The sequence below is a fragment of the Streptomyces sp. NPDC026672 genome, assembly GCF_040638185.1.
Lineage (GTDB): Bacteria > Actinomycetota > Actinomycetes > Streptomycetales > Streptomycetaceae > Streptomyces.
In genome coordinates this window covers 230,474-249,755 of sequence record NZ_JBEZXS010000009.1, presented here as the reverse complement: position 1 = coordinate 249,755, position 19,282 = coordinate 230,474, and the positions used below count along the sequence as shown (strand labels likewise).

Below are 19,282 nucleotides of genomic sequence, written 5' to 3'. Positions count from 1 at the left end.
CTCGAGTTCATTCGTGTACGCACCGTACGGAAACGTCAACGCCGGCTCCGTCCATGGCGGCCAACGTGTGCACAACAGGTCTGCGAAAGAGGCGCGGGGGCCACAGGAAGCCAGGGTGCGCGAGGGACCAATCCCGGACGCGGAAGTGCAGGCAGCGGCTTTCGGCTTCGCGAAACCGGAATGGTTCGACACTGCCCTTGACCGACTCGACCGAGGTCCGCTCTTTCTCTCGGGGCGACCGGCCTCCGGCCGTCGCACCGCGGCGCTCAACCTCCTGCGTGCGAGCTGCGGGGCGGACGCCCCGCTGCGGGCCCTGGACAGCGTTACCGAACTGGATCGTTGGCAGCCCACCGATACGTCGGCGCGTGGTTATCTCATGGACGGTCTGTTCCCCTCCCGGCCCCTGGGGCCCGGGGTCCTGGGCCATGTGCGGTCACTGCTGAAGCAGGCAGGGGCACACATGGTGATCGTCCTGCCCGACGACGCGGCTTTGCTTCGGCGCCTTGAACAAGATCTCCATGTCGGCATCACCGTGTGCGAACCGCCGCCACCCGCCTTGATCTTCGGCAGCCGTTTCGAGGCGCTGGTTCCCGACCAGCGGGAGCGGGAGCGCCTGCTCGCGGCGCTGGACGGCCGTCATGAGCTGGGAGATCTGCTGGTGCCGGAGTTGGTGCCTGCTGAAGTGGTGGAGTTGGTCACGGCGATCGTCTCGGCCGACGGCGATCCCCATGCGCTCGGGGATCTGAGCGCCCGGCTGAGTCACCGAGCCGAGCAGGAGGTCCCGGAGCTCATAGAGAAACTGCGCGATGATCCGGATGCCTTGGCCTTCCTTCTGGCCGCCTGCGTCTTCGAGGGCTCGGATCACCGGATCGTCAGAGAACAGAGCGACCGGTTGCTGGAGTTGTCGAAGGAGCGTCTGACAGCCGTGCTGCCGGCGACAGACGCTCAAGGGGCGGAGAAAGCCGAGCGGCCCAATCCTGACTTCGTCTTCCGGCGTTCCCTGACGGAGCTGTTGCACGCCATCCGTGCATATCGGCAGTCACGAGAGATCTACACGGGCGGAGCCTACGCGTACAGCGTGGAGGCGGTCGCGTTCATCAAGCACCGACAGGCCGACACAGTGCTCAGGCACGTGTGGCGTGAATACGGGCAGTTGTCGGAACTCCTCGTCGAGTGGCTGCGGGAGGTGGACCGCACTTCTGAACTGACCGCGCCGGTGGGCCGGGTCATGGGCAGGGCGGCGAGCTGGGGAGGCGGACGAAGGGCCTTGCGGCACATCCAGGCCCTCGCCGAGTCCGAGCGTATGACCAGCCGCCTCATTGCGGCACATGCGCTGGGAATCGCGGCCGAAGACCCCGTGCTGGTCGCCGAGGTGCGCTATCGCCTTCACCGCTGGAGCCTGGCAGCCAGCTCCAGTCTGCGAACCACGGTGGCGTACGCGTGCGGCACGGAGTTCGGTCTGGCACGCGTGGATCTGGCCCTGCAACTTCTTCACACCCTCATTCTCGGTGGGCGGGTTCGTGACGGAGAGGGCCAGGGGGACGACCGGGTCCTCCTGGCCGTACGGGAGGCGGTCCGGAATTTGTTCCAGGCCGGCAATGAGGAAAAGGTGTTCGGTCGCCTTCTCGAGTGGCTGGGCGCCGAGCAGCACGACGTACAGCTTCTTCTCGTGCTGTTCGGCCAGTTACTCCAGTCTCCGCAATGGTTCCAGTGGCAACTTGCCCATGAAACGCCCCAAGCCCGGTATGTCACTGACATGATGCGCCGCGCACTGAACGAGGACGCTTCATTCGACACGACGTGCGCGGCGTTACTGCGATGGGCTGCCTGGGGGCAATGGGACGAGACCGTTTTCCGAGCGGTGGAGATCCTATTCGTCACCCTGGCGCGGTCCATGAGATCCGGCGAGTTCCGGTTGTTCGTGGAAATGGATGAGAGAGGTACCGACGGCTGGGCAGGGCTGGAGACGGCGCGAGCTTCGCTCAGCAGATGGCGGGAAGGCGAAAAGAGGGAGGCGGCATGAGTGACGAGTCCACCGAGCGTCTCTACGTGCGGGCGACCAAGTCGCCCTGGCGAGAGATCCTGAGTCATCGCTGGTCCGCCGAGAGGGACTGGTCCCTGGTGCTCAAAGACGCCGTCGGCGACTACTTCTTGCTCGGCCGTCATGGAGATCCCGAGGACATCGGAACTTCCGCTCCTTTGTCCGAGGAAGTTTCATCTCCTGGTCTCGGCGGCAGCTACACCGATGTCTTCCGGGTGGATGCGGCTGAGCACGTGGACACAAGAGCAGTCGGCCTCCCCACGGTGTACGGCACAGAATCCGTGGACTTGTGGGTGTCGTGGTGGGTCCATGATCCCGTACGTGTCGTCCGCACGAAGACCGTGCACGGCTGGCACATGGTCCGCACTCATCTCACAGGTGCCCTGCACTACTTGGCCGAGGCGCAGTTGGTGTCAGGAAACGGGCTCGGGGCCCCTGAGATCATGCAGCATCTCGGCATGCCGCAGCGTTTGGAAGAAATCGGCCTGAGCTACCGTGTGTTCGACGTGCGGCTCCGAGAAACCGGTGAGGAGCTTCTCCTCGGTCAGCAGGATGAGGAAGGAGTCCGCTACTCCTGGACGTCCAGCCGTCGCGGTGAGTACGAGTTCTGTCTCCAGGCACTTCACGCCGGCCCGGCATCCCTGGCGGCGCTCTGGCTGCTCAGGCATCCGGACCAGGTGCGTCAGGTGCTGGACTGGGCGGTCGATCACCAGGATCTGCTCAGTCCTCCACGCACTGACTGGCAAGAGGAACTGGCCGCGTTGCTCGGTACGCTGACCGACCAGGAGCGGAAGGAAATCTCCTACCTGTTGCGTGACCGATTGTCCGCGTTGGGTCGTCCTGTTCCCGGCGGGACTCTCTGACACGGCAGTTGTATTCAGTAGTCGAATTGGTGGGTGGGTGTGCCGTCTCAAGGCGGCACACCCACCCATTTTTTCGTGCCATTTTGCGGGACTTCTCGGCTTGTGACCACGGTCACCTCCCGTCTGCGTTCCGGGACCAGACAGCCGGACAAGTCCGCGGGAGTCTGGAGCCGTCCACATAGCTGCGCCTCGCTGATCCCGGCGCGCCCATACTGCTGGAAGGGTGACATGGAAGCGGAAGAGACCTGCCCCGCGGACAACGTAATCAAGTTCTGTCGAGCGCAGGAGAACGAAGAGGGGGCCGTCCGACGCGATGTGTCGGACATTGCCCATGAACCGGAAAGGCTCCCGGCCATGGTTCTGAACGCCGAACGCGGAATCATCAACACCGGGACCGTCCATGGCGGTCAGCACGTCACCGCCATCGAACTTTCCAGTCACCCTCACCGCGGAGCCGATGGTGACATCTGAGATCTCCCAGACCGGAGACCTCGAGGCTCTGGTGGCAGCCCTGACTTCCGGGCGGGAGATGGTGGTCCTGGCCCCGAACGGCACAGTCAACACAGGACTGGTGACGGGTGATCAACGGCAGATAGTGGCCACGTCGACGGATTGCGCCGGCACCACGGAACCGATACGCGAAGGCCCCGTTCGCGCCGCGCGTGTGAAGACCGCGAGGAAGCGCTTTGTGCCACCACCTTGCTTCGAGGACGGACTCGCAGCTCTTGATTCCGGCATTGCCGTGCTTGTCGGAGAACCGGGGACCGGACGTGAAACACATGCTCTCAACCTGTTGGCCCACGGCAGAGAGGAGCCCGTGCTCGTCCAGGTGGACGGGGCCGTCAACTTCGCTCGGTGGACACCGCGGCCGCGGGGCGTACACGGCTACCTGGTGATGGAGCCTCCGGACCCGTTTGCGCTTCGCTCCTGGGACCTGTCCCGCCTGGAGGCTCCGCTGGCGGAGGCGGGGGCGCGTCTGCTCATTGTTCTCGCGGACGCCCCCGGACTGGCCGGCACGCTCGAGGACCACCTGGGCATGCCGGTCCTCCGACACCGCCCACCGGACCCGAGGCTGGTCTTCACCGCTCATCTCTCCGACGGCTGCTCCGCCGAGGAAGCGTGTGCTCAGTGGTTGCGGACACTGGGACCCGGCCAATTGGTCGAGTTGCTGCCCTCGGCGCTCCCTCCTCGTCATGCGGCGCAGGCCGCGGAAACCGTGCTCCGGCTGGGCATCGCTGACGGAGCCTCCGGCGCCGAGGTATTGCGTGCCTTGGGTGAGGCGGAAGGCCCGGAAATCGTTGCCCGAGCGCAGTCGGATCCCGTTCTTTTCGCTCACCTGCTCTCCGTCAGCGTTTACGGAGGACTGCACCGCAGTGTCGTGACGGAGCGGGCGGCCGACCTGCTGCGGCTGATTCGGCCTGGAGGGGAGCAAGACTCCTCCACTCGGAGCTTCCCACGACAGTCGGTCGACGCGGCCCGTCAGCGTCCCCTGTCCGAAACCTTGCGTGTCCTCGGAGCGCACCGGGTGCCGTGCGTGGGGGAGGCCGACACGGACGCAGTTGCCTTTCTCTGGCCGTCGATGGGCGGGGCCGTGTTAGAGGCCCTGTGCCGTGACCATACGAACCTGCTGTCCTTGTTCCACACTTGGCTCGCTGCTCCCGGCTATGAAGAGGCTCAGATCGAACGAGCCGGCCGGGCGGCTGCCGCCATGGCTGTGGCGACGGACGGCCGCTCCTTGGGACTCCTGCGTGATCTGGCGATGGCTCCATCGTTGTCGGCGCCGGAGGTGGCCGCCTGGTGTCTGGGCACGGCCCTCCGGGACCAGGCGTCGGCGAGGACGGCGGGCGATCTGCTGGAGGAGTGGAGTGTCTCGGCCGAGGTGCCCCTTCGCAAGGCGGTGGCGCATGCCTGCCACTCGGACCGGGGCGGTCTCAAGGTCGATCGGGCCCTGGACCTGGTGTACCGGCTCATGGAGACACTGAGCGACGACACGGCCGACACGTCAGTCGCTGCCGCCATCACGGCAGCGCTGGTGCAACGCTTCGTGGAGGGTGACTCCAGGGGCAGGTCGACTGTCCTGTGCCGGATGAGTGACTGGCAGCAGTCGGACGGCGTCCCCGGCCTGCTGACGGCTCTGACCTTTCCTGTGATGGCGAGCACGGACCTCGCATGGTGGAGCGAGCAGATCCTCGCGGACGTCGAGCTGTCAGCGAACGCTGTTCTGCTGACAGGCCACGCTCTCAGCGAGCCAACCGCGTACGTCTCCATGCGTGATGTCCTCCTCGCCTGGTGTTGCGCTGCGGACGAGGTGCAGCAGCGAGATCGGGCTCTGGAAGAACTCCTGGGTGGTCTGGTGGCTGCCCGACAGCCCGGATTCCTGCGTTGGCTGCTGGCTGTCGACCGAGGCCCGGACACGATGCCCGGCAAGGCACGGGCAGCCCGATCGCTCGCTACGTGGCGCAGCAAATCCCCGACGTCGAAAACAGATTGATCAGGAGGAACCCATGTCACTTCCCCCTCACTCCGGGCTCTTTGCGTCCCTTGAGCGCCATTGCGCCGACAGTGATCCGAAGCCTCGACTGCGCCTCTTCGACGGATCGGAACAAGCGGGTGTCCCGCTTTCTCTGGCGCAGGCCCGTCAAGCGCTTTACGACCGTTCTATGTGTCCCGTGGCGCGTGGTGCCCTTTGGCGACAGATCGCGGAGCGCCGGCGTTCGGAAGCCCACGGATCCGACTGGCCGACGGCAGTCGTGTGGTTGGGGCTCCCCGGTCTACGCCGAACCGCGTTCAGGATCACACGGAACTTCCGCGCCGAACGGGGAGATGTCGAGGCCGAACTCGTCACCTGTTATCTCGAAGAGCTGGCGGAGGTCGGAGCGCACACTCCCGACCCGGGTGGACAGGTTCTGCGTTCAGCTTGTTCACGCGCTTGGACCTTATGGCGCAGGACCCGCCCCGAGATGGCTGTGGACGATGTGGAGACCGTCGGAGGCGCTCCCGTCGAGACGGACGTGGAAGGTCTTTGGGAGGCGGACTACGATCCGCCCACCCGACGGCCCGGACTCTCGGCGACCGTGCGGATCACGGTCCCGGCCCACCGGATGGAAGGCGTACGACTCGGGGCGCTCGCTCAGGCTTGGGGCGTGGCCGACACGGCCGCAGGCATCCGGTACTCAGGCAGGGGCCACCAGGTCGCCAAGATCTCATTGCGGCGCGTCGGGAGGAAGGGATGACAGGCCAGGCCGAGTCTCCTCTCACCTTCCGGGAGATCTTCAACCTTCCGGTCAGCGTCGACCTGCGAACGGCGGCCAGGGCGTTCGGTATGTGCCTCAGCACTGCCTATCGACTCGTGGCCCAGGACGCCTTCCCCTGCCACACGGTTCGGGTCGGTCACCGCCACCGTGTGCTCACCGTGGACCTGCTGCGGGCGCTGGGCATCGAAGAACGTCCTGTCTTCGCCGACGAAGTCGCCGACGGAGTCGCGCTCACCCTCTTCGACTGATGCTCGCCCTCGACCGTCGGCTGCCTGGCCGCCGTACACGGTCACACCTCATGGACATCTTCCAAGGAGCCCGCCATGCCTACCTGTCTCGCCATCAGTGGAACGAAAACCACTGGCCACTGTTCTGCCTCCCCCTCTCCGGAGCGGCGGCATCGGTCCACCGTCCTCTACGAGGAGGTCATGGGCCCGGTGTGCGAGCAACTCGGTCTCACCTTTCTGCGGGCGGACAAACTCGCGGAAGCCGGTTTGCCCGGGGAGCAGCTGCTGCGCATGGTCGCTGAAGTGGACATCGTCGTCGCGGACGTCGGTGAACCCGACGCGGAATTGTCCTTCGGGCTCGGAGTGCGGCATGCGCTCGGTCGGTACACCGTCCATGTCACCGAAGGGACCGCCGTGCTCACTGGTGCGGCGACGACACCTCGTATCGAATTTCCCTCACGCTCCGCGGATGTCGTCATGGCCCGGCGACAACTCATGGGCCTGCTCACCGAAGTGGTCTGCGGGGAAACCGCCGTGCCACTGCCCGCTCTCTCGACGGCGCCCATTGCGCAGGCGGCAGCCGAGCACGATGAGGAAGCCCCCGGCCTTTTCGAGGTGGTCGTCGACGCGGAGGCACAGCTGGAGGCAATGGAGGGCCACATGGCCGACGTGGAGTCCGCCCTGACGGATTTCACGGCGATGATGGACCTGATCGGGGAGGACATGGCCCGCGTCAGTCATCCCGGAGCATCGATGAGTATGAAACTGTCCGTCGTCAATCGCCTGGCCAAGGCCATCGACGGACCGGCCGATGACCTGGAGTCGGCGGCCAAGAGCTTCGCGGAGGGTATGGGAGCTGCTGCGGTCGCGCTCAGAGTGTTTCTGGAATGGGCGGGGAACACGCCACGCTCCGAATGGCCGGAGGGCGCGGACGGTGTGCTGGATGACGTGGGCAACGCGACGTGGGACGTACAGGCCGCCGCGGTCGGCTTTCAGGAGGGGATGGCGTTGATCGACATGTTCGGTGCTTCCAGTCGTCGGCTGCGCCGACCGGTTCGGCGAATCAGCACGTCCTTCCGGATCATCTTCCAGAGCGTGTCCGTTCTGGAAGAGCTGCAGGACATGGCTGTGGCGCTCAAGAAATCCTGATCCACCGGCACTTCGGTATGCGCCGTAGGACCGCCCGGACGAAAACCGGGCGGTCCTCGTAGATGTGGAAGTCCCGCAGGGGGCATCAGCACCCTTCGAAGCGGCGCCCCCGGCGGATGCGGCGGCAGACGTTCGTCAGATGTCCCAGAGGACTCCTACGACTCGCGGATGCCCTTTCGGTCCTGCTCGACGTAGGACCGGGCAGCCGCTCGGCACGTCGGTGGTGCAGGTGTGGGTGGCCGACGGCCCGACGTACGCGTGCCCCGGGCAGCGCACCCAGCCCGCCCCGAGACACCACACCTCATGCGCCCGTTGTGACGCGAGGGTTGACGGTGCCTCAGCACCCCTTTAAATTCACGGCTTGTAAAAAGCTGTGAACCCCTTGTGCCACCCCACTGACCGTCCACCACAGTCGCATCAGCCTCCCGCCTTCGGAACCCCCTGCCCGATCCACCGCCCGCACCGCACGCCCGGCGTCGGACGAGCGAGCATCACCGGCTCACGCCGAGCGGCAGGCGACATCCCCCACCCGATCAGGAGTTTCCGTGCCTCTGAGACACCCACACTGGCGGCGACCGCGCTCCCGGACTGCCAGTCCCGTGGTGCGCAGCCGTCGGGCCACGCTCGCGCTGACTGCGACGGCGGTCGGCGCGCTGCTCGCGCCCGTTGCTCTGGCCACAGTGAACGCACCGCCGGCACAAGCGGTCGGCGCTCCCGTTCAGGTGTACTTCAGCTCGGAGTCGACCGCCTCGGGATTCGGCCCGGCCAACGCGAACTGGTTCACCAACCCGGCGGCGGGACTCGCCTCGACCCGGTATCAGTTGTCGCGGCAGTCCGACCTCACCGCGGTCACGGCCTCGGGCACGGCCACCATCACCGCTGACACTTCCACCCGTTACCAGTCCGTCCTGGGCGTCGGCTCCTCGCTGGAGGAGTCCACGATCTACAACCTGTCCCGGATGAGTGCCTCTGCGCGTACCGCGGCACTGCACAAGCTCGTCGACCCGGTCAACGGTGCCGGGTTCAACATCGCCCGGATCGCGCTGGGTTCGAGCGACTTCACCTCGCGACAGTTCTACACCTACGACGACGGCGCGGCCGACCCGAGCCTGTCGCGGTTCTCCATCCAGAAGGACATCGACTACAACATCATCTCGGTCCTCAAGGAAGCGAAGGCGATCAACCCGAACCTGCTGTTGTTCGGCAGCGTGTGGAGCCCCCCGGCCTGGATGAAGGACAACAACAGCCTGATCGGCGGCACGCTTCCCGACGCGAACATCCCTGTGCTCGCCACGTACTTGCGCAAGGCCGTCACCGCCTACGCCGGCCAGGGACTACCGCTGTACGCCGTCACGATGCAGAACGAACCGCTGTTCTCACCGCCGGACTACCCGGGCATGAAGCTCACCGCCGACCAGGAACGCAGGATTGCCACCGCACTGCGCGGCGAGCTGAACAGCAACGGCTCGTCAGCCACCAAGATCTGGGCCTTCGACCACAACTTCGGCGACGGCCCGGCCTACGCCGCCGGTGTCCTCGGCAATCCCGGCTCGCCCAGCAGCGCGTTCAGCTCGGTCGACGGCGTCGCCTTCCACGACTACGGCGGGGATCCGACCGCCATGGCACAGGTCAAGTCGAGCTACCCGACCAAGGACGTGGCCATGACCGAGCGCGCCGTGTGGGGCACCGCGGGCGCGGACCGGATCGTGCAGTACTTCCGCAACCAGTCGATCATGTACCAGGACTGGGTCACCATGCTCGACCAGAACCGCAGCCCCGAGCAGTGGTCCGGCGCACCCGACCCGACCATGCTCATCCAGTCGCCGAGTAACCCGGACACGTACTGGGCACTGCCCGAGTACTACATCGTCGGCCAGTTCTCGAAGTTCATCGCACGCGGTGCCACCCGGGTCCAGACGAACAACGGCAACAGTGGCAATGTAACCAACGTCGCCTTCCTCAATCCTGACGGCAGCCTGGTGACCGTCGTGGTCAACCAGACAGGTTCCAACCAGCCCTTCACGCTGCGGGCCGCCGGCCAGCAGGTCAGCAGCACGCTGCCCGCCAAGACGGTGGGCACGTACATATGGCCGGACGTCGGCGGAGGCAGCACCGGGCCCGTCGACCCGACGAAGTGGTACACGGTCACCAACACCAACAGCGGCAAGTGCGTTGACGATGCGGCTGGTTCGACCGCCAACGGCGCCGCCGTGCAGCAGTGGGCCTGCGTGCCGGGCAGCACCAACCAGCAGTGGCAGTTCCAGCCCACCGACAGTGGCTACTACAAGGTCGTCAGCCGCAACGCGGCCAACGCCGCCTGGGACATCACCGGCGGGACGGGCGCCGGCAACGGAGCAAAGATTCAGCTCTGGGCCTACGGCGGCGGTACCAATCAGCAGTGGAAGGCGGTTCCCGGGGCAGGTGGCACGTACACCCTGACGCCACGCAGCAATCCCGCCCAGTGCCTGGACGTCACTGACGTCTCCACTGCCGACGGTGCCCGGCTCCAGCAATGGACGTGCTCCGGCGGTACTGCCCAGTCCTTCACCCTTACCCCTCAGTAGGTCGGATCGGCGCTGCCCGGCGTCCGGCACCCGCGGTGCCTCAGGATGCCGGGCGGCGCCACCCGAGAAAGAGCAGGACTCACACCGGGCGATCGGCGTGCACCTGCTGGGTGGCCGGTCGAGCGGCTGAACCAGGCGAGGCGACAGGCCGCCTCGGAGCCGTCCGCTCCGTGCAGGGAGCCGGGTGCACGTCACGGATGCTCGTCGGCGTGCAGAGCCAGCGGGCGGTGATGGTGGCGAGGGCGAGGGCGGCTTCGGTCATGCCGAAGGTGTCGCCCATGCAGGTGTGCACACCTCCGCCGAACGGGGATGTGGCAGGGCCTCTGCATCATGTGGCGGCGGTTGCGGAGGCAGCGTCACGGATTGGTCGGCTGCCGAATCAGATCCGCGCGGTCTTTGACGACTGGGTTCTCACGGGTTTTCAGGCGTACTTGGCGTCGATCGCTGAGCACGCACAACGCCACGGGACCTTCGTCGGTCCGCTCGAACGGGCTCGCATGGCGTGGGGCCGTGGGGCGCCAAGCCGCGTTTACTGGCTCCTGTCGGTCGCCTGCGCGCGCGAGGGCATGGGCGCCTCTCGGAGGCCGGAGAACGGAGCCCCACGGACAGGGGCGCGTTCGGTGTCAGTGGGGTCTTCTAGGGTGCCTGCCATGAGCAGATGGATGGGGAACACCCAGGTCCTGGCAGAACAGGCCGCTCGGTACCGGTTCCTCGCGGAGCGCGGCGAGCTGCCCGAGCTGTCTCGCGTCGTCATGCGGACCGCCTGCAACAACGGCTCCATGACGGGTGTGGGGGTCGAGAACATGGAGCTCCTACGGGCGCTGCCCGACGAGGACCGGCTGGAGCTCGCCCGTATATGGGCCCATTGGTACGCCCATGTGGAAGACGACTGTTCTGCCGAGGAGTTCAGGCGGGATCCGGAATACCTCCGCACCGAACTGCTCATGGTCGCTTCCGGAGTCGTCCGGGGCCTCGACGGGGACCTGCTGGCCGCCGAACGCCAGGACGAGCTTTCCCGGTTGGGGGACCAGTTCCTCGTCTGGTCGACCCACCGGATCTGGGAACTGGCCGACGCGGAACTCACGGCGGGGCGTACTCCCGACGCGGCCGTCCTGGCCGCCTTCCGGCGCACGAGTGCGTCGGCGCACCTGCCGGGCTTCCGTCGCACGCATGCGGCCGCGAACGGCAGGGAACCCGGACTGCGGACCCTGCTGGCCCATTTTCCCGGTCCGCTGCTCAATCCCGGTGAACCGTGGGCCGACGCCGCCCTCAAAGAAGCAACTGCCGGGGGAGAGCCGTGGCAACGGCTGTTGAAGCATGCGGCCCCGGCCACGGCCGAAGCACCGTCGGCGAAGTGGAGACGGACCGGATCGGAGCTGCTGGACGCCATCGGCCCGGAGGAGGTGCGACGAGCGGTGCTCAGGTGGTTGGAGCTGGCTCATCTGGATCGCACCTCCCCGCTTCTCGGCCATCCGCACCTCCCGTTCGATGTGAACGAGTGTTTCGACCCCTACAACTCCCACGTCCTACGCGGACTCACATGGATGCTCGCCCTCCTTCCACCTCGGCCGGACACCGTCCATGCCCTCGTCGACGCCCTCGTCGACCTCGTCGAGACCTCCCTGGACGAGCGGTCCGCGGACGCGCCCCGCTCGCCGCAAGTGGCTGAGGCGGCCGTCGTCGCGCTGGCTCTGCTCGGTGACCGGGCGGCACGGACGGAACTGGAGATCCTGAGCAGACGGGTCACGCACCAGGGCACGTCACTGCGCATACACAAAGCACTCGCGATGCTCTGATCAGGCCACGGACGCTCTCGCCGAAGCGAGAACATCGAGAGATGACGGACTACATCAAGAAGGCAGGTCCGGCGGAGCGACCCGTCGGCGAACCGGGGCTCTCCGCCCACCAGCGGGCACTGCGCGACCGATTGCTCGCGGCCCCTGTCGTTCCCGCGCCCGCGCCTTGGCGGCCCGTCTTCGAGCACGCGTACGGAGTCCCCGTCGGCGGACTGCTCGGCATCGGCTTCGCGGCGCATCCCGACAGCGGCCATGACCTGGTCATGGTCGTCTCGCACGACGGTCACGGTCTCTTCGACGCCGTCACCGGCGAAAAGATCGCCCGGGACCGCGACCCCGACCCCGACGACGGCACCCCCGACGCGGTCGCCGACCTGACCTGCCCCGGGCCGGGGCCGATCGCCGGCAGCCGCGTACACATCGCGGGGCTCTTCGGGGGACGGCTGCACACCACGACCGGGGACGGCTGGACCCTGGAGGCCGTCACCCCGGCATGGCCCCACGATCGTGTGCTGCTCTCGGTCGACGGCGGGCTTCCCCACACCGGCCCGTACGGAGAGCGGTGGTGGCACATCTTCCACTCCACGTACTCGGAGCTTCGAGCCTTCGGGTTCTCCCCCTCAGGGGAGACCGTCGCCGTCGCGACGAGCAGTGACCTGTCCCTGTGGACCCGCCGCCCCGAGCACGGCAAGGGCGGCGTGGCCCCGCACTGACCCGACTCTCCGCGCACGCCGTACCCCTTGGGGTCGGGCGACCAGCCCGACCCCAACCGGTGCTTGCCGGCGTGCTCGCACCGCCGTGCTCGACCGCATTCAGGCCGAGGCGAGGAGTTCTCGCAGTTCGGTCAGCTTGGCCTCCGCGGGTGAGCCGGTGGGGGCGCTGTGGACGTTCATCTTCTGGACCGCGTCGCCGGGCACGGGCAGGGCCTCGCAGTCGAGCCGGAACTCGCCGACGGCGGGGTGGCGCATCAGCTTGCTGGCGAAGGTGCACTCGAAAGCACCCTGCTTCGCCCACATCACGCGGAAGTCCTCGCTGCGGTCGCGCAGCGAGGCGGTCACCTCGGCGACCCGGGCGTCGCCGGGATTGCTCGCGGCCTGCATACGCAGGCCGTGCGCCATGCCCTGGGCGATCCGCTCCCACTCGACGAACCGCTCCCTGGCCTCCGGAGCCAGGAAGGTCCACACGGCGAGGTTCCGCTCGGAGGCAGGCACGGCGGTGGGGTCGAAGAAGATCTCGGCCGCCAGCGCGTTCACCGCCAGGACGTCCATGCCGCGGCCCGTCACCATGACGGGAACGTCGGTGAAGGTGTCCACGAGGCGTCGGATCGTCGGCCGCACCCGTTCACCACGGGACGACGAGATGCCGGCGCGGGACGCGGCGGCGGAGGGGTGGCGCGGTCCCGCCACCAGGTCGCGCAGGTAGCGGCGCTCTGCGTCGTCGAGCGTGAGGGCGTCGGCGACGCCTGTCAGCACCGAGTCGGAGACTTGGCCGATGCGACCCTGCTCGAGCCGGGCGTAGTAGTCGAAGCTGACGCCGGCGAGCTGGGCGACCTCCTCGCGGCGCAGTCCCTTGACCCGGCGCTGGCGGACATCGACGCCGGCACTGCGGGACGAGCGTCCGCCGACGGCAGCGGGCGCCGCGCGGGCACGCGCGGCACGAAGGAACCTGCCGAACTCTTCCCTCGTGTCCATCACGCCTCCCGCTCCACGTTCCGTCCTAATGAGTACTGCCAGTCCTAGGTAACGCAGGGCCGACCGACCCGCATTCCTGACCGTCCGATCTCCGTTGTCATAAGTGGACGCGGAACGCAGCGTCCAGCCATCACATCCCGATTCAGGAGATCCCCATGTCCAAGGTACTCATCATGCTCACCGGTGCGCGTGTCTGGAGCCAGAACGACGGCACCCAGCGTCCGACCGGCTTCTGGGGCGAGGAGTTCGCCGTCCCGCACCAGCTGCTGTCCGAGGCGGGCGTCGAACTCACCCTGGCCACCCCGGGCGGCGTGGTCCCCGTCGTCGACGAGCTCAGCCTGTCGGTCGAGGCCAACAACGGTGACGCGGACGCCGTCGCACGCTTCCGCTCCTACCTCGAACAGGTGCGCGATTTCCTTGAGAACCCGCTGCGCCTGGAGGACATCGACCCGTCGGAGTACGACGCGGTGCTCGTCCCCGGCGGTCACGGACCGATGCAGGACCTGGCCGTGAACGCCGAGTCCGGCCGGATCCTCGCCGCCATGCTGCCCGACAACAGCAAGACGGTGGCGGCGCTCTGCCACGGGCAGGCGTCCTTCCTCTCCGCGGGAGACGCGGAGGGCAAGTGGCCCTTCACGGGCCGCAGGATGACCTCGTTCACCGACGAGGAGGAGCACATCACCGGTCTGGACGCGAACGCGCCGTGGCTCCTGGAGGCCCGTCTGCGCGCGGGTGGCGCCGAGGTCACCGGCGGTCCGGCCTGGCAGTCGCACGTCGTGGTCGACGGCAACCTGATCACCGGCCAGAACCCCGCCTCGGGTGCGGCCGTCGCCAGGAAGCTCCTCGCAGCCCTCGGTGTCGAACAGGCCGCTTGACCGGTGTGGGCCTGCCGTCCGGTGCCGTAGCGCGGTCCGTCCAAGAGACCGACGGGGCGATCGTCCGGCAGGTCCACGAAGTCGCCGCGGCGCGGACCTCGAAGCCCTCTTCGAGGTCCGCGCCGCGGACCATCGGCTGACGCTGCCCGAGGGCCGTCAGGCACCCGGCCCGTGGACCGGACACGACGCCGACGCGGTCCGGGAGCGGAACTCCGCCGCGGACGGTGCCGACGTGATCACCGCCCACGGGACCACCCACGAGCTCATCGCCGACGGCCCTCACCGGGTGATCGCCGTCGTCGGACTCGACCGGCCCGCGGACGGCCCGCGTCGAACCATCGCAGTGACAAAGTGAAGGACACCCCCATGACCCCGCCCATCCCGACCCGAGACCTCGGCCCCGAGGAGCTCACCGTCGGCGCCGTCGGCTTCGGCGCGATGAGCTTCGGCAACTATCACAACCCTCCGGCGTACTACGACAAGGACGCCGTCGCGAAGGAAATCCTCGATCGAGCCGGGGAACTCGGCCTCACCTTGGTCGACACCGCGGACGTGTACGGCCCGAGCGAGGAAGTCGTGGGCCGCGCCCTGCGGGGCCGTCGCGACGACTTCGTGGTGGCGACCAAGTTCGGCATCGTTCCCATGACCGCGGCGACACCCCCGCGTGCCGACGGGACCCGCGCCTACCTGCGCGGCCAGGTGGAGCGGTCGCTGCGCCGACTGGGCACCGACCACATCGACCTGTACTACGTCCATCGGATCGACCCGACCACCCCGATCGAGGACACGATCGAGGCGATGGCCGAGCTCGTGACCGAGGGCAAGGTCCGGCATCTGGGTCTGTCCGAGGCTGCCGTCGACACCGTCCGCCGGGCCGCGGCGATCCATCCGATCACCGCACTCCAGACCGAGTGGTCGCTGTGGCAGCGCGGCATCGAGGCCGAGGTCCTGCCCGCCGCCCGCGAGCTGGGGATCGCCATCGTCCCCTACAGCCCGCTCGGGCGCGGCGTCCTGACGGCGACGGGTTCACCCCGGGGCGGACAGGTCGACCCGAGCACGCGCCTGCTGGAGATCGTCCAGCGCATCGCGGGTGAGGTCGGAGCCGAGCCGGGCCAGGTCGCGCTCGCCTGGCTGCTCCACCAGGGTGATGACGTGCTGCCGATCCCCGGCACGCGCCAGGCCGACCACATGGAGAAGAACACGCTGTCGGCGCTCGTCGAGCTCAGCGCCGACCAGCTCGCCGAGCTGAGCTCCATCCCTCTCGCCGCGGAACGCAGGGGCCTCACGCCCAACTGGTTCGACGGCGTGACCCCTCCCCGACGGGCCTGACGAGCGACGCGCTGTCGGTCGACGTCCGAGGGCGCGGACGGACAAGGCCCCCGGGCCGTCGACGGAGATGTCCGACACCTCGGCCGAGCGGCCCGGCGGCCTCGTCCCGGAGGAGCCCCAGGGCTGCCGCCGCCGCACCGCCGCCGCACCCTCCCCGACCCGCCAGGCAGCAGGTCGGGCAGAGTGCGGCGGCACCCGTTCGTCAGATGTCCCGGAAGATCTCGATCTGCGCGCCGATCGAGTTGAGGCGTTCCGCCAGGTCCTCGTAGCCGCGGTTGATGACGTACACGTTGCGGAGCACCGACGTGCCCTCCGCCGCCATCATCGCCAGCAGGACGACCACCGCCGGGCGCAGGGCCGGCGGGCACATCATCTCGGCCGCGCGCCAGCGGGTGGGGCCCTCGACCAGGACGCGGTGCGGGTCGAGCAACTGGAGCCTGCCGCCGAGGCGGTTGAGGTCGGTGAGGTAGATCGCGCGGTTGTCGTAGACCCAGTCGTGGATGAGGGTCTTGCCCTGGGCGACCGCCGCGATGGCCGCGAAGAACGGCACGTTGTCGATGTTGAGGCCGGGGAACGGCATCGGGTGGATCTTGTCGATGGGCGCCTCCAGCTTGGAGGGGCGCACGGTCAGGTCCACCAGGCGCGTACGACCGTTGTCGGCGACGTACTCCGGGGTGCGGTCGTGGTCGAGGCCCATCTCCTCCAGGACCGCGAGTTCGATCTCCAGGAACTCGATCGGCACCCGGCGCACGGTGAGTTCGGACTCCGTCACCACCGCCGCGGCCACCAGGCTCATCGCCTCGACCGGGTCCTCGGAGGGGGAGTAGTCGACGTCGACGTCGATGTTCGGCACGCCGTGCACGGTGAGCGTGGTGGTGCCGATGCCCTCGACGCGGACGCCCAGCGCCTCCAGGAAGAAGCAGAGGTCCTGGACCATGTAGTTGGAGGAGGCGTTGCGGATGACGGTGGCGCCGTCGTGGCGGGCCGCGGCCAGCAGCGCGTTCTCGGTGACGGTGTCCCCGCGCTCGGTCAGCACGATCGGGCGGTCCGGGCGGACGGCACGGTCGACCTCGGCGTGGTACTGGCCCTCCGTCGCCGCGACCTCCAGACCGAAGCGGCGCAGGGCGATCATGTGCGGTTCGATGGTGCGCGTGCCGAGGTCGCAGCCGCCGGCGTACGGCAGCTTGAAGTGGTCCATGCGGTGCAGCAGCGGGCCGAGGAACATGATGATGGAGCGGGTGCGGACGGCCGCCTCGGCGTCGATGGCCGTGAGGTCCAGATCGGCCGGCGGCACGATCTCCAGGTCGACGCCGTCGTTGATCCAGCGGGTGCGCACGCCGATGGAACCGAGCACCTCCAGCAGGCGGTACACCTCCTCGATGCGGGCGACCCGGCGCAGCACCGTGCGGCCCTTGTTGAGCAGCGTGGCGCACAGGAGGGCGACGCAGGCGTTCTTGCTCGTCTTGACGTCGATGGCGCCGGACAGGCGACGGCCGCCGACGACCCGCAGATGCATCGGGCCCGCGTAGCCCAGTGAGACGATCTCACTGTCCAGGGCTTCACCGATTCGGGCGATCATCTCAAGGCTGATGTTCTGGTTGCCGCGCTCGATACGGTTCACGGCACTCTGACTGGTGCCGAGGGCCTCCGCGAGTTGGGCCTGTGTCCAGCCCCGGTGCTGTCGGGCGTCGCGGATGAGCCTGCCGATGCGTACGAGGTAGTCGTCTGCCATGAGGTTGAGGCTATCTCAGATATGAGATGGTGCCTGTCGGGGGGTCCATTCGGGTGACACTTCGTCAAGGATGCCTGGTGAGGCGGTTGTCGCCCTCACCCGATCGCCAGTGAAGCAGGGACATGTCTACCGAATCACCTCATAACGTGACGCTCGACTCGTTTCCGGTGGCGTCCGACGGGGCCGGCCCCTACGGCATCGCCTCCGGCCCGGACGGCGCCCTGTGGCTCACCCTCGTCCACGGCGGCCGCATCGCCCGCCTCGCGCTCGACGGCACGGTCCGGGAGCACCCCCTCGACCCGCCGTCCTGCCGCCCCTGTGTCATCACGCCCGGCCCGGACGGCGCCCTGTGGTTCACCCGCTCCCAGGACCACGCCGTCGGCCGGATCACGGTCGACGGCCGTACGGACACCTTCCCCACGCCGACACCCGGCAGCGCCCCCTACGGCATCACGGCCGGCCCCGACGGCGCCCTGTGGTTCACCGAGCCGGGGGCCGACCGCGTCGGGCGGATCACCGTCGGCGGGGAGGTCACCGAGTTCGCGCTGCCCGTCTCCGGGGCGTTCCCTGCGGCCATCACCGCCGGTCCGGACGGGGCGCTCTGGTTCGCCCTCAACCAGGCCGACGCGATCGGGCGCATCACCGTCGGCGGTGACGTCTCCGTGTACGCCCTGCCGACCGCCGGCTCCGCGCCCGTCGGCATCACCGGTGACGGTGTCCACGTCTGGTACGTGGGGATCGGGGCCGGCCTGGTCGGGCGGATCTCCATGGACGGCGACGTCGAGGAGTTCCCGCTGCCCGACCCCGAGGCCAAGCCCCACGCGATCGTCGCCGCCGCCCCCGGCGAGTGCTGGTTCACGGAGTGGGGCACGGGCCGCGTGGGCCGCGTGACGGCCGACGGCACCATCGAGGAGTACGACCTCCCCTCACCCACCGCCGCACCGCGGGGCGCCACCCTCGCCCCCGAACCCCACGGCCTCACCGTCGGCCCGGACGGCGCGATCTGGACCGCCCTGGAGACCGGCGGCGTCTCTCGGATCACGCTCACGGGCGTGCGATACGTTGCCCGCCGTGACTGAGCCGGGACCCGTCGCCTGGCCACCGGCCCCGATCAGGACCGAACGGCTCGTCCTCAGGGAGTCCGAGGCGCGGGACCGGGCGGCGTTCATCGAACTGTTCGCCTCGCCGGAGGTGCGTACCTACCTCGGCGGCCCCCGACCCCGTGACGAGCTCGAACGCGCGGTGCCCGAACTGCCGGGGCGGCGCCCCGGCCTCTTCGTGGTCGATCTCGACGGAGCGGCGATCGGCACGGTCACGCTCGATCGGCGCGACGCGGAGCGTCCGGGGCACGTCCGTGCGGATGCCGGGGAAGCCGAGCTCGGCTACATGTTCCTGCCCGAGGCGTGGGGGCACGGGTACGCCGTCGAGGCGTGTGCGGCGGCGCTCGGCTGGTTCGCCGACGCGCTTCCCGGTGAGCCGGTGGTGCTCTGCACCCAGACCGCCAACGATCGCTCGATGCGCCTCGCGGCGAGGCTGGGGTTCACCGAGGTGCAACGGTTCGAGGAGTGGGGCGCCGAGCAGTGGTTCGGCGTGTGGTCCCCGGCCACGCGAAACGATGGCGTTCGCTGTCAAATGCCGCGAAAGGGCGGCAGCGGTCGTCCGGGCCGGGCATGACCATCCCCGTCCCATGTACTAGAGTTATCTCGACATCGAGATATCTGCCGAGGCGCACCGCAGTCGCACGCATCACCGGTCTGGCGG

General features: G+C 68.3%; 15 protein-coding genes. 13 read left to right on the top strand and 2 right to left on the bottom strand.

Features of this window, described 5'->3' with window-relative positions; genetic code table 11:
• Window positions 1-115 precede the first annotated feature (115 nt).
• The 9 genes from AB0F77_RS13605 to AB0F77_RS13565 all read left to right on the top strand — a co-directional run bounded on the left by AB0F77_RS13605 (window position 116) and on the right by AB0F77_RS13565 (window position 12,607).
• Complete coding sequence (locus AB0F77_RS13605; protein WP_361946424.1) at window positions 116-2,023, top strand: hypothetical protein; 1,908 nt, start codon at window positions 116-118, stop codon at window positions 2,021-2,023.
• The gene (locus AB0F77_RS13600) at window positions 2,020-2,904 is read left to right on the top strand and encodes a hypothetical protein (RefSeq protein ID WP_361946421.1); all 885 of its coding nucleotides are present in this window, start codon (window positions 2,020-2,022) and stop codon (window positions 2,902-2,904) included. The genes AB0F77_RS13605 and AB0F77_RS13600 overlap by 4 nt, the downstream gene beginning before the upstream one ends.
• A gap of 228 nt (window positions 2,905-3,132) precedes the next feature.
• Entirely contained in the window at window positions 3,133-3,375 is a 243-nt protein-coding gene (locus AB0F77_RS13595; protein WP_361946418.1) for an S-type pyocin domain-containing protein, read from the top strand.
• Window positions 3,362-5,395, top strand: coding sequence for a hypothetical protein (locus AB0F77_RS13590; protein ID WP_361946513.1), 2,034 nt, complete (start codon window positions 3,362-3,364; stop codon window positions 5,393-5,395). Before AB0F77_RS13595 ends, AB0F77_RS13590 begins: the two co-directional genes overlap by 14 nt.
• 738 nt (window positions 5,396-6,133) lie before the next feature.
• Window positions 6,134-6,406, top strand: coding sequence for a DNA-binding protein (locus AB0F77_RS13585; protein WP_361946415.1), 273 nt, complete (start codon window positions 6,134-6,136; stop codon window positions 6,404-6,406).
• Between the two features lie 75 nt (window positions 6,407-6,481).
• On the top strand, window positions 6,482-7,534 hold the full coding sequence (locus AB0F77_RS13580) for a hypothetical protein (RefSeq protein ID WP_361946412.1): 1,053 nt from the start codon (window positions 6,482-6,484) through the stop codon (window positions 7,532-7,534).
• Window positions 7,535-8,136: 602 nt separating this feature from the next.
• Window positions 8,137-10,098 (top strand): RICIN domain-containing protein, encoded by a 1,962-nt coding sequence (locus tag AB0F77_RS13575; RefSeq protein WP_361946409.1) that lies wholly within the window; start codon window positions 8,137-8,139, stop codon window positions 10,096-10,098.
• 650 nt (window positions 10,099-10,748) lie between these two features.
• Window positions 10,749-11,894 carry a hypothetical protein gene (locus AB0F77_RS13570; RefSeq protein WP_361946407.1) on the top strand — a complete coding sequence of 382 codons (1,146 nt, stop codon included), beginning with the start codon at window positions 10,749-10,751 and terminating at the stop codon, window positions 11,892-11,894.
• A gap of 41 nt (window positions 11,895-11,935) precedes the next feature.
• A complete protein-coding gene (locus tag AB0F77_RS13565) occupies window positions 11,936-12,607 on the top strand; it encodes a hypothetical protein (protein WP_361946404.1) in 672 nt (223 codons plus the stop codon).
• A 99-nt stretch (window positions 12,608-12,706) separates the two neighbouring features.
• On the opposite strand, the gene AB0F77_RS13560 is transcribed toward AB0F77_RS13565, so the two are convergent.
• Entirely contained in the window at window positions 12,707-13,585 is an 879-nt protein-coding gene (locus AB0F77_RS13560) for a helix-turn-helix transcriptional regulator (protein ID WP_361946401.1), read from the bottom strand.
• Between the two features lie 155 nt (window positions 13,586-13,740).
• Between AB0F77_RS13560 and AB0F77_RS13555 the strand changes: the two genes are divergently transcribed.
• Together AB0F77_RS13555 and AB0F77_RS13550 are read left to right on the top strand one after the other, a co-directional pair.
• On the top strand, window positions 13,741-14,460 hold the full coding sequence (locus tag AB0F77_RS13555; RefSeq protein WP_361946398.1) for a type 1 glutamine amidotransferase domain-containing protein: 720 nt from the start codon (window positions 13,741-13,743) through the stop codon (window positions 14,458-14,460).
• A gap of 366 nt (window positions 14,461-14,826) precedes the next feature.
• Window positions 14,827-15,789, top strand: a complete 963-nt coding sequence (locus AB0F77_RS13550) for an aldo/keto reductase (protein ID WP_361946395.1) — start codon at window positions 14,827-14,829, stop codon at window positions 15,787-15,789.
• A 202-nt stretch (window positions 15,790-15,991) separates the two neighbouring features.
• On the opposite strand, the gene AB0F77_RS13545 is transcribed toward AB0F77_RS13550, so the two are convergent.
• Window positions 15,992-17,521, bottom strand: coding sequence for a UDP-N-acetylglucosamine 1-carboxyvinyltransferase (locus tag AB0F77_RS13545; protein WP_361946392.1), 1,530 nt, complete (start codon window positions 17,519-17,521; stop codon window positions 15,992-15,994).
• A 122-nt stretch (window positions 17,522-17,643) separates the two neighbouring features.
• On the opposite strand from AB0F77_RS13545, the gene AB0F77_RS13540 reads away from it, so the two are divergent.
• Window positions 17,644-18,600 carry a virginiamycin B lyase gene (locus AB0F77_RS13540; RefSeq protein WP_361946389.1) on the top strand — a complete coding sequence of 319 codons (957 nt, stop codon included), beginning with the start codon at window positions 17,644-17,646 and terminating at the stop codon, window positions 18,598-18,600.
• Entirely contained in the window at window positions 18,593-19,195 is a 603-nt protein-coding gene (locus AB0F77_RS13535) for a GNAT family N-acetyltransferase (RefSeq protein WP_361946386.1), read from the top strand. Before AB0F77_RS13540 ends, AB0F77_RS13535 begins: the two co-directional genes overlap by 8 nt.
• Window positions 19,196-19,282: the final 87 nt, after the last annotated feature.

What these genes read in the sequence shown, in the direction of transcription:
- AB0F77_RS13600 (WP_361946421.1), top strand. Translation starts at nt 2,020, where the DNA reads ATGAGTGACGAGTCCACCGAGCGTCTCTACGTGCGGGCGACCAAGTCG.
- AB0F77_RS13595 (WP_361946418.1), top strand. Translation starts at nt 3,133, where the DNA reads ATGGAAGCGGAAGAGACCTGCCCCGCGGACAACGTAATCAAGTTCTGT.
- AB0F77_RS13590 (WP_361946513.1), top strand. Translation starts at nt 3,362, where the DNA reads ATGGTGACATCTGAGATCTCCCAGACCGGAGACCTCGAGGCTCTGGTG.
- AB0F77_RS13585 (WP_361946415.1), top strand. Translation starts at nt 6,134, where the DNA reads ATGACAGGCCAGGCCGAGTCTCCTCTCACCTTCCGGGAGATCTTCAAC.
- AB0F77_RS13580 (WP_361946412.1), top strand. Translation starts at nt 6,482, where the DNA reads ATGCCTACCTGTCTCGCCATCAGTGGAACGAAAACCACTGGCCACTGT.
- AB0F77_RS13570 (WP_361946407.1), top strand. Translation starts at nt 10,749, where the DNA reads ATGAGCAGATGGATGGGGAACACCCAGGTCCTGGCAGAACAGGCCGCT.
- AB0F77_RS13565 (WP_361946404.1), top strand. Translation starts at nt 11,936, where the DNA reads ATGACGGACTACATCAAGAAGGCAGGTCCGGCGGAGCGACCCGTCGGC.
- AB0F77_RS13560 (WP_361946401.1), bottom strand. Translation starts at nt 13,585, where the DNA reads ATGGACACGAGGGAAGAGTTCGGCAGGTTCCTTCGTGCCGCGCGTGCC.
- AB0F77_RS13555 (WP_361946398.1), top strand. Translation starts at nt 13,741, where the DNA reads ATGTCCAAGGTACTCATCATGCTCACCGGTGCGCGTGTCTGGAGCCAG.
- AB0F77_RS13550 (WP_361946395.1), top strand. Translation starts at nt 14,827, where the DNA reads ATGACCCCGCCCATCCCGACCCGAGACCTCGGCCCCGAGGAGCTCACC.
- AB0F77_RS13545 (WP_361946392.1), bottom strand. Translation starts at nt 17,521, where the DNA reads ATGGCAGACGACTACCTCGTACGCATCGGCAGGCTCATCCGCGACGCC.
- AB0F77_RS13540 (WP_361946389.1), top strand. Translation starts at nt 17,644, where the DNA reads ATGTCTACCGAATCACCTCATAACGTGACGCTCGACTCGTTTCCGGTG.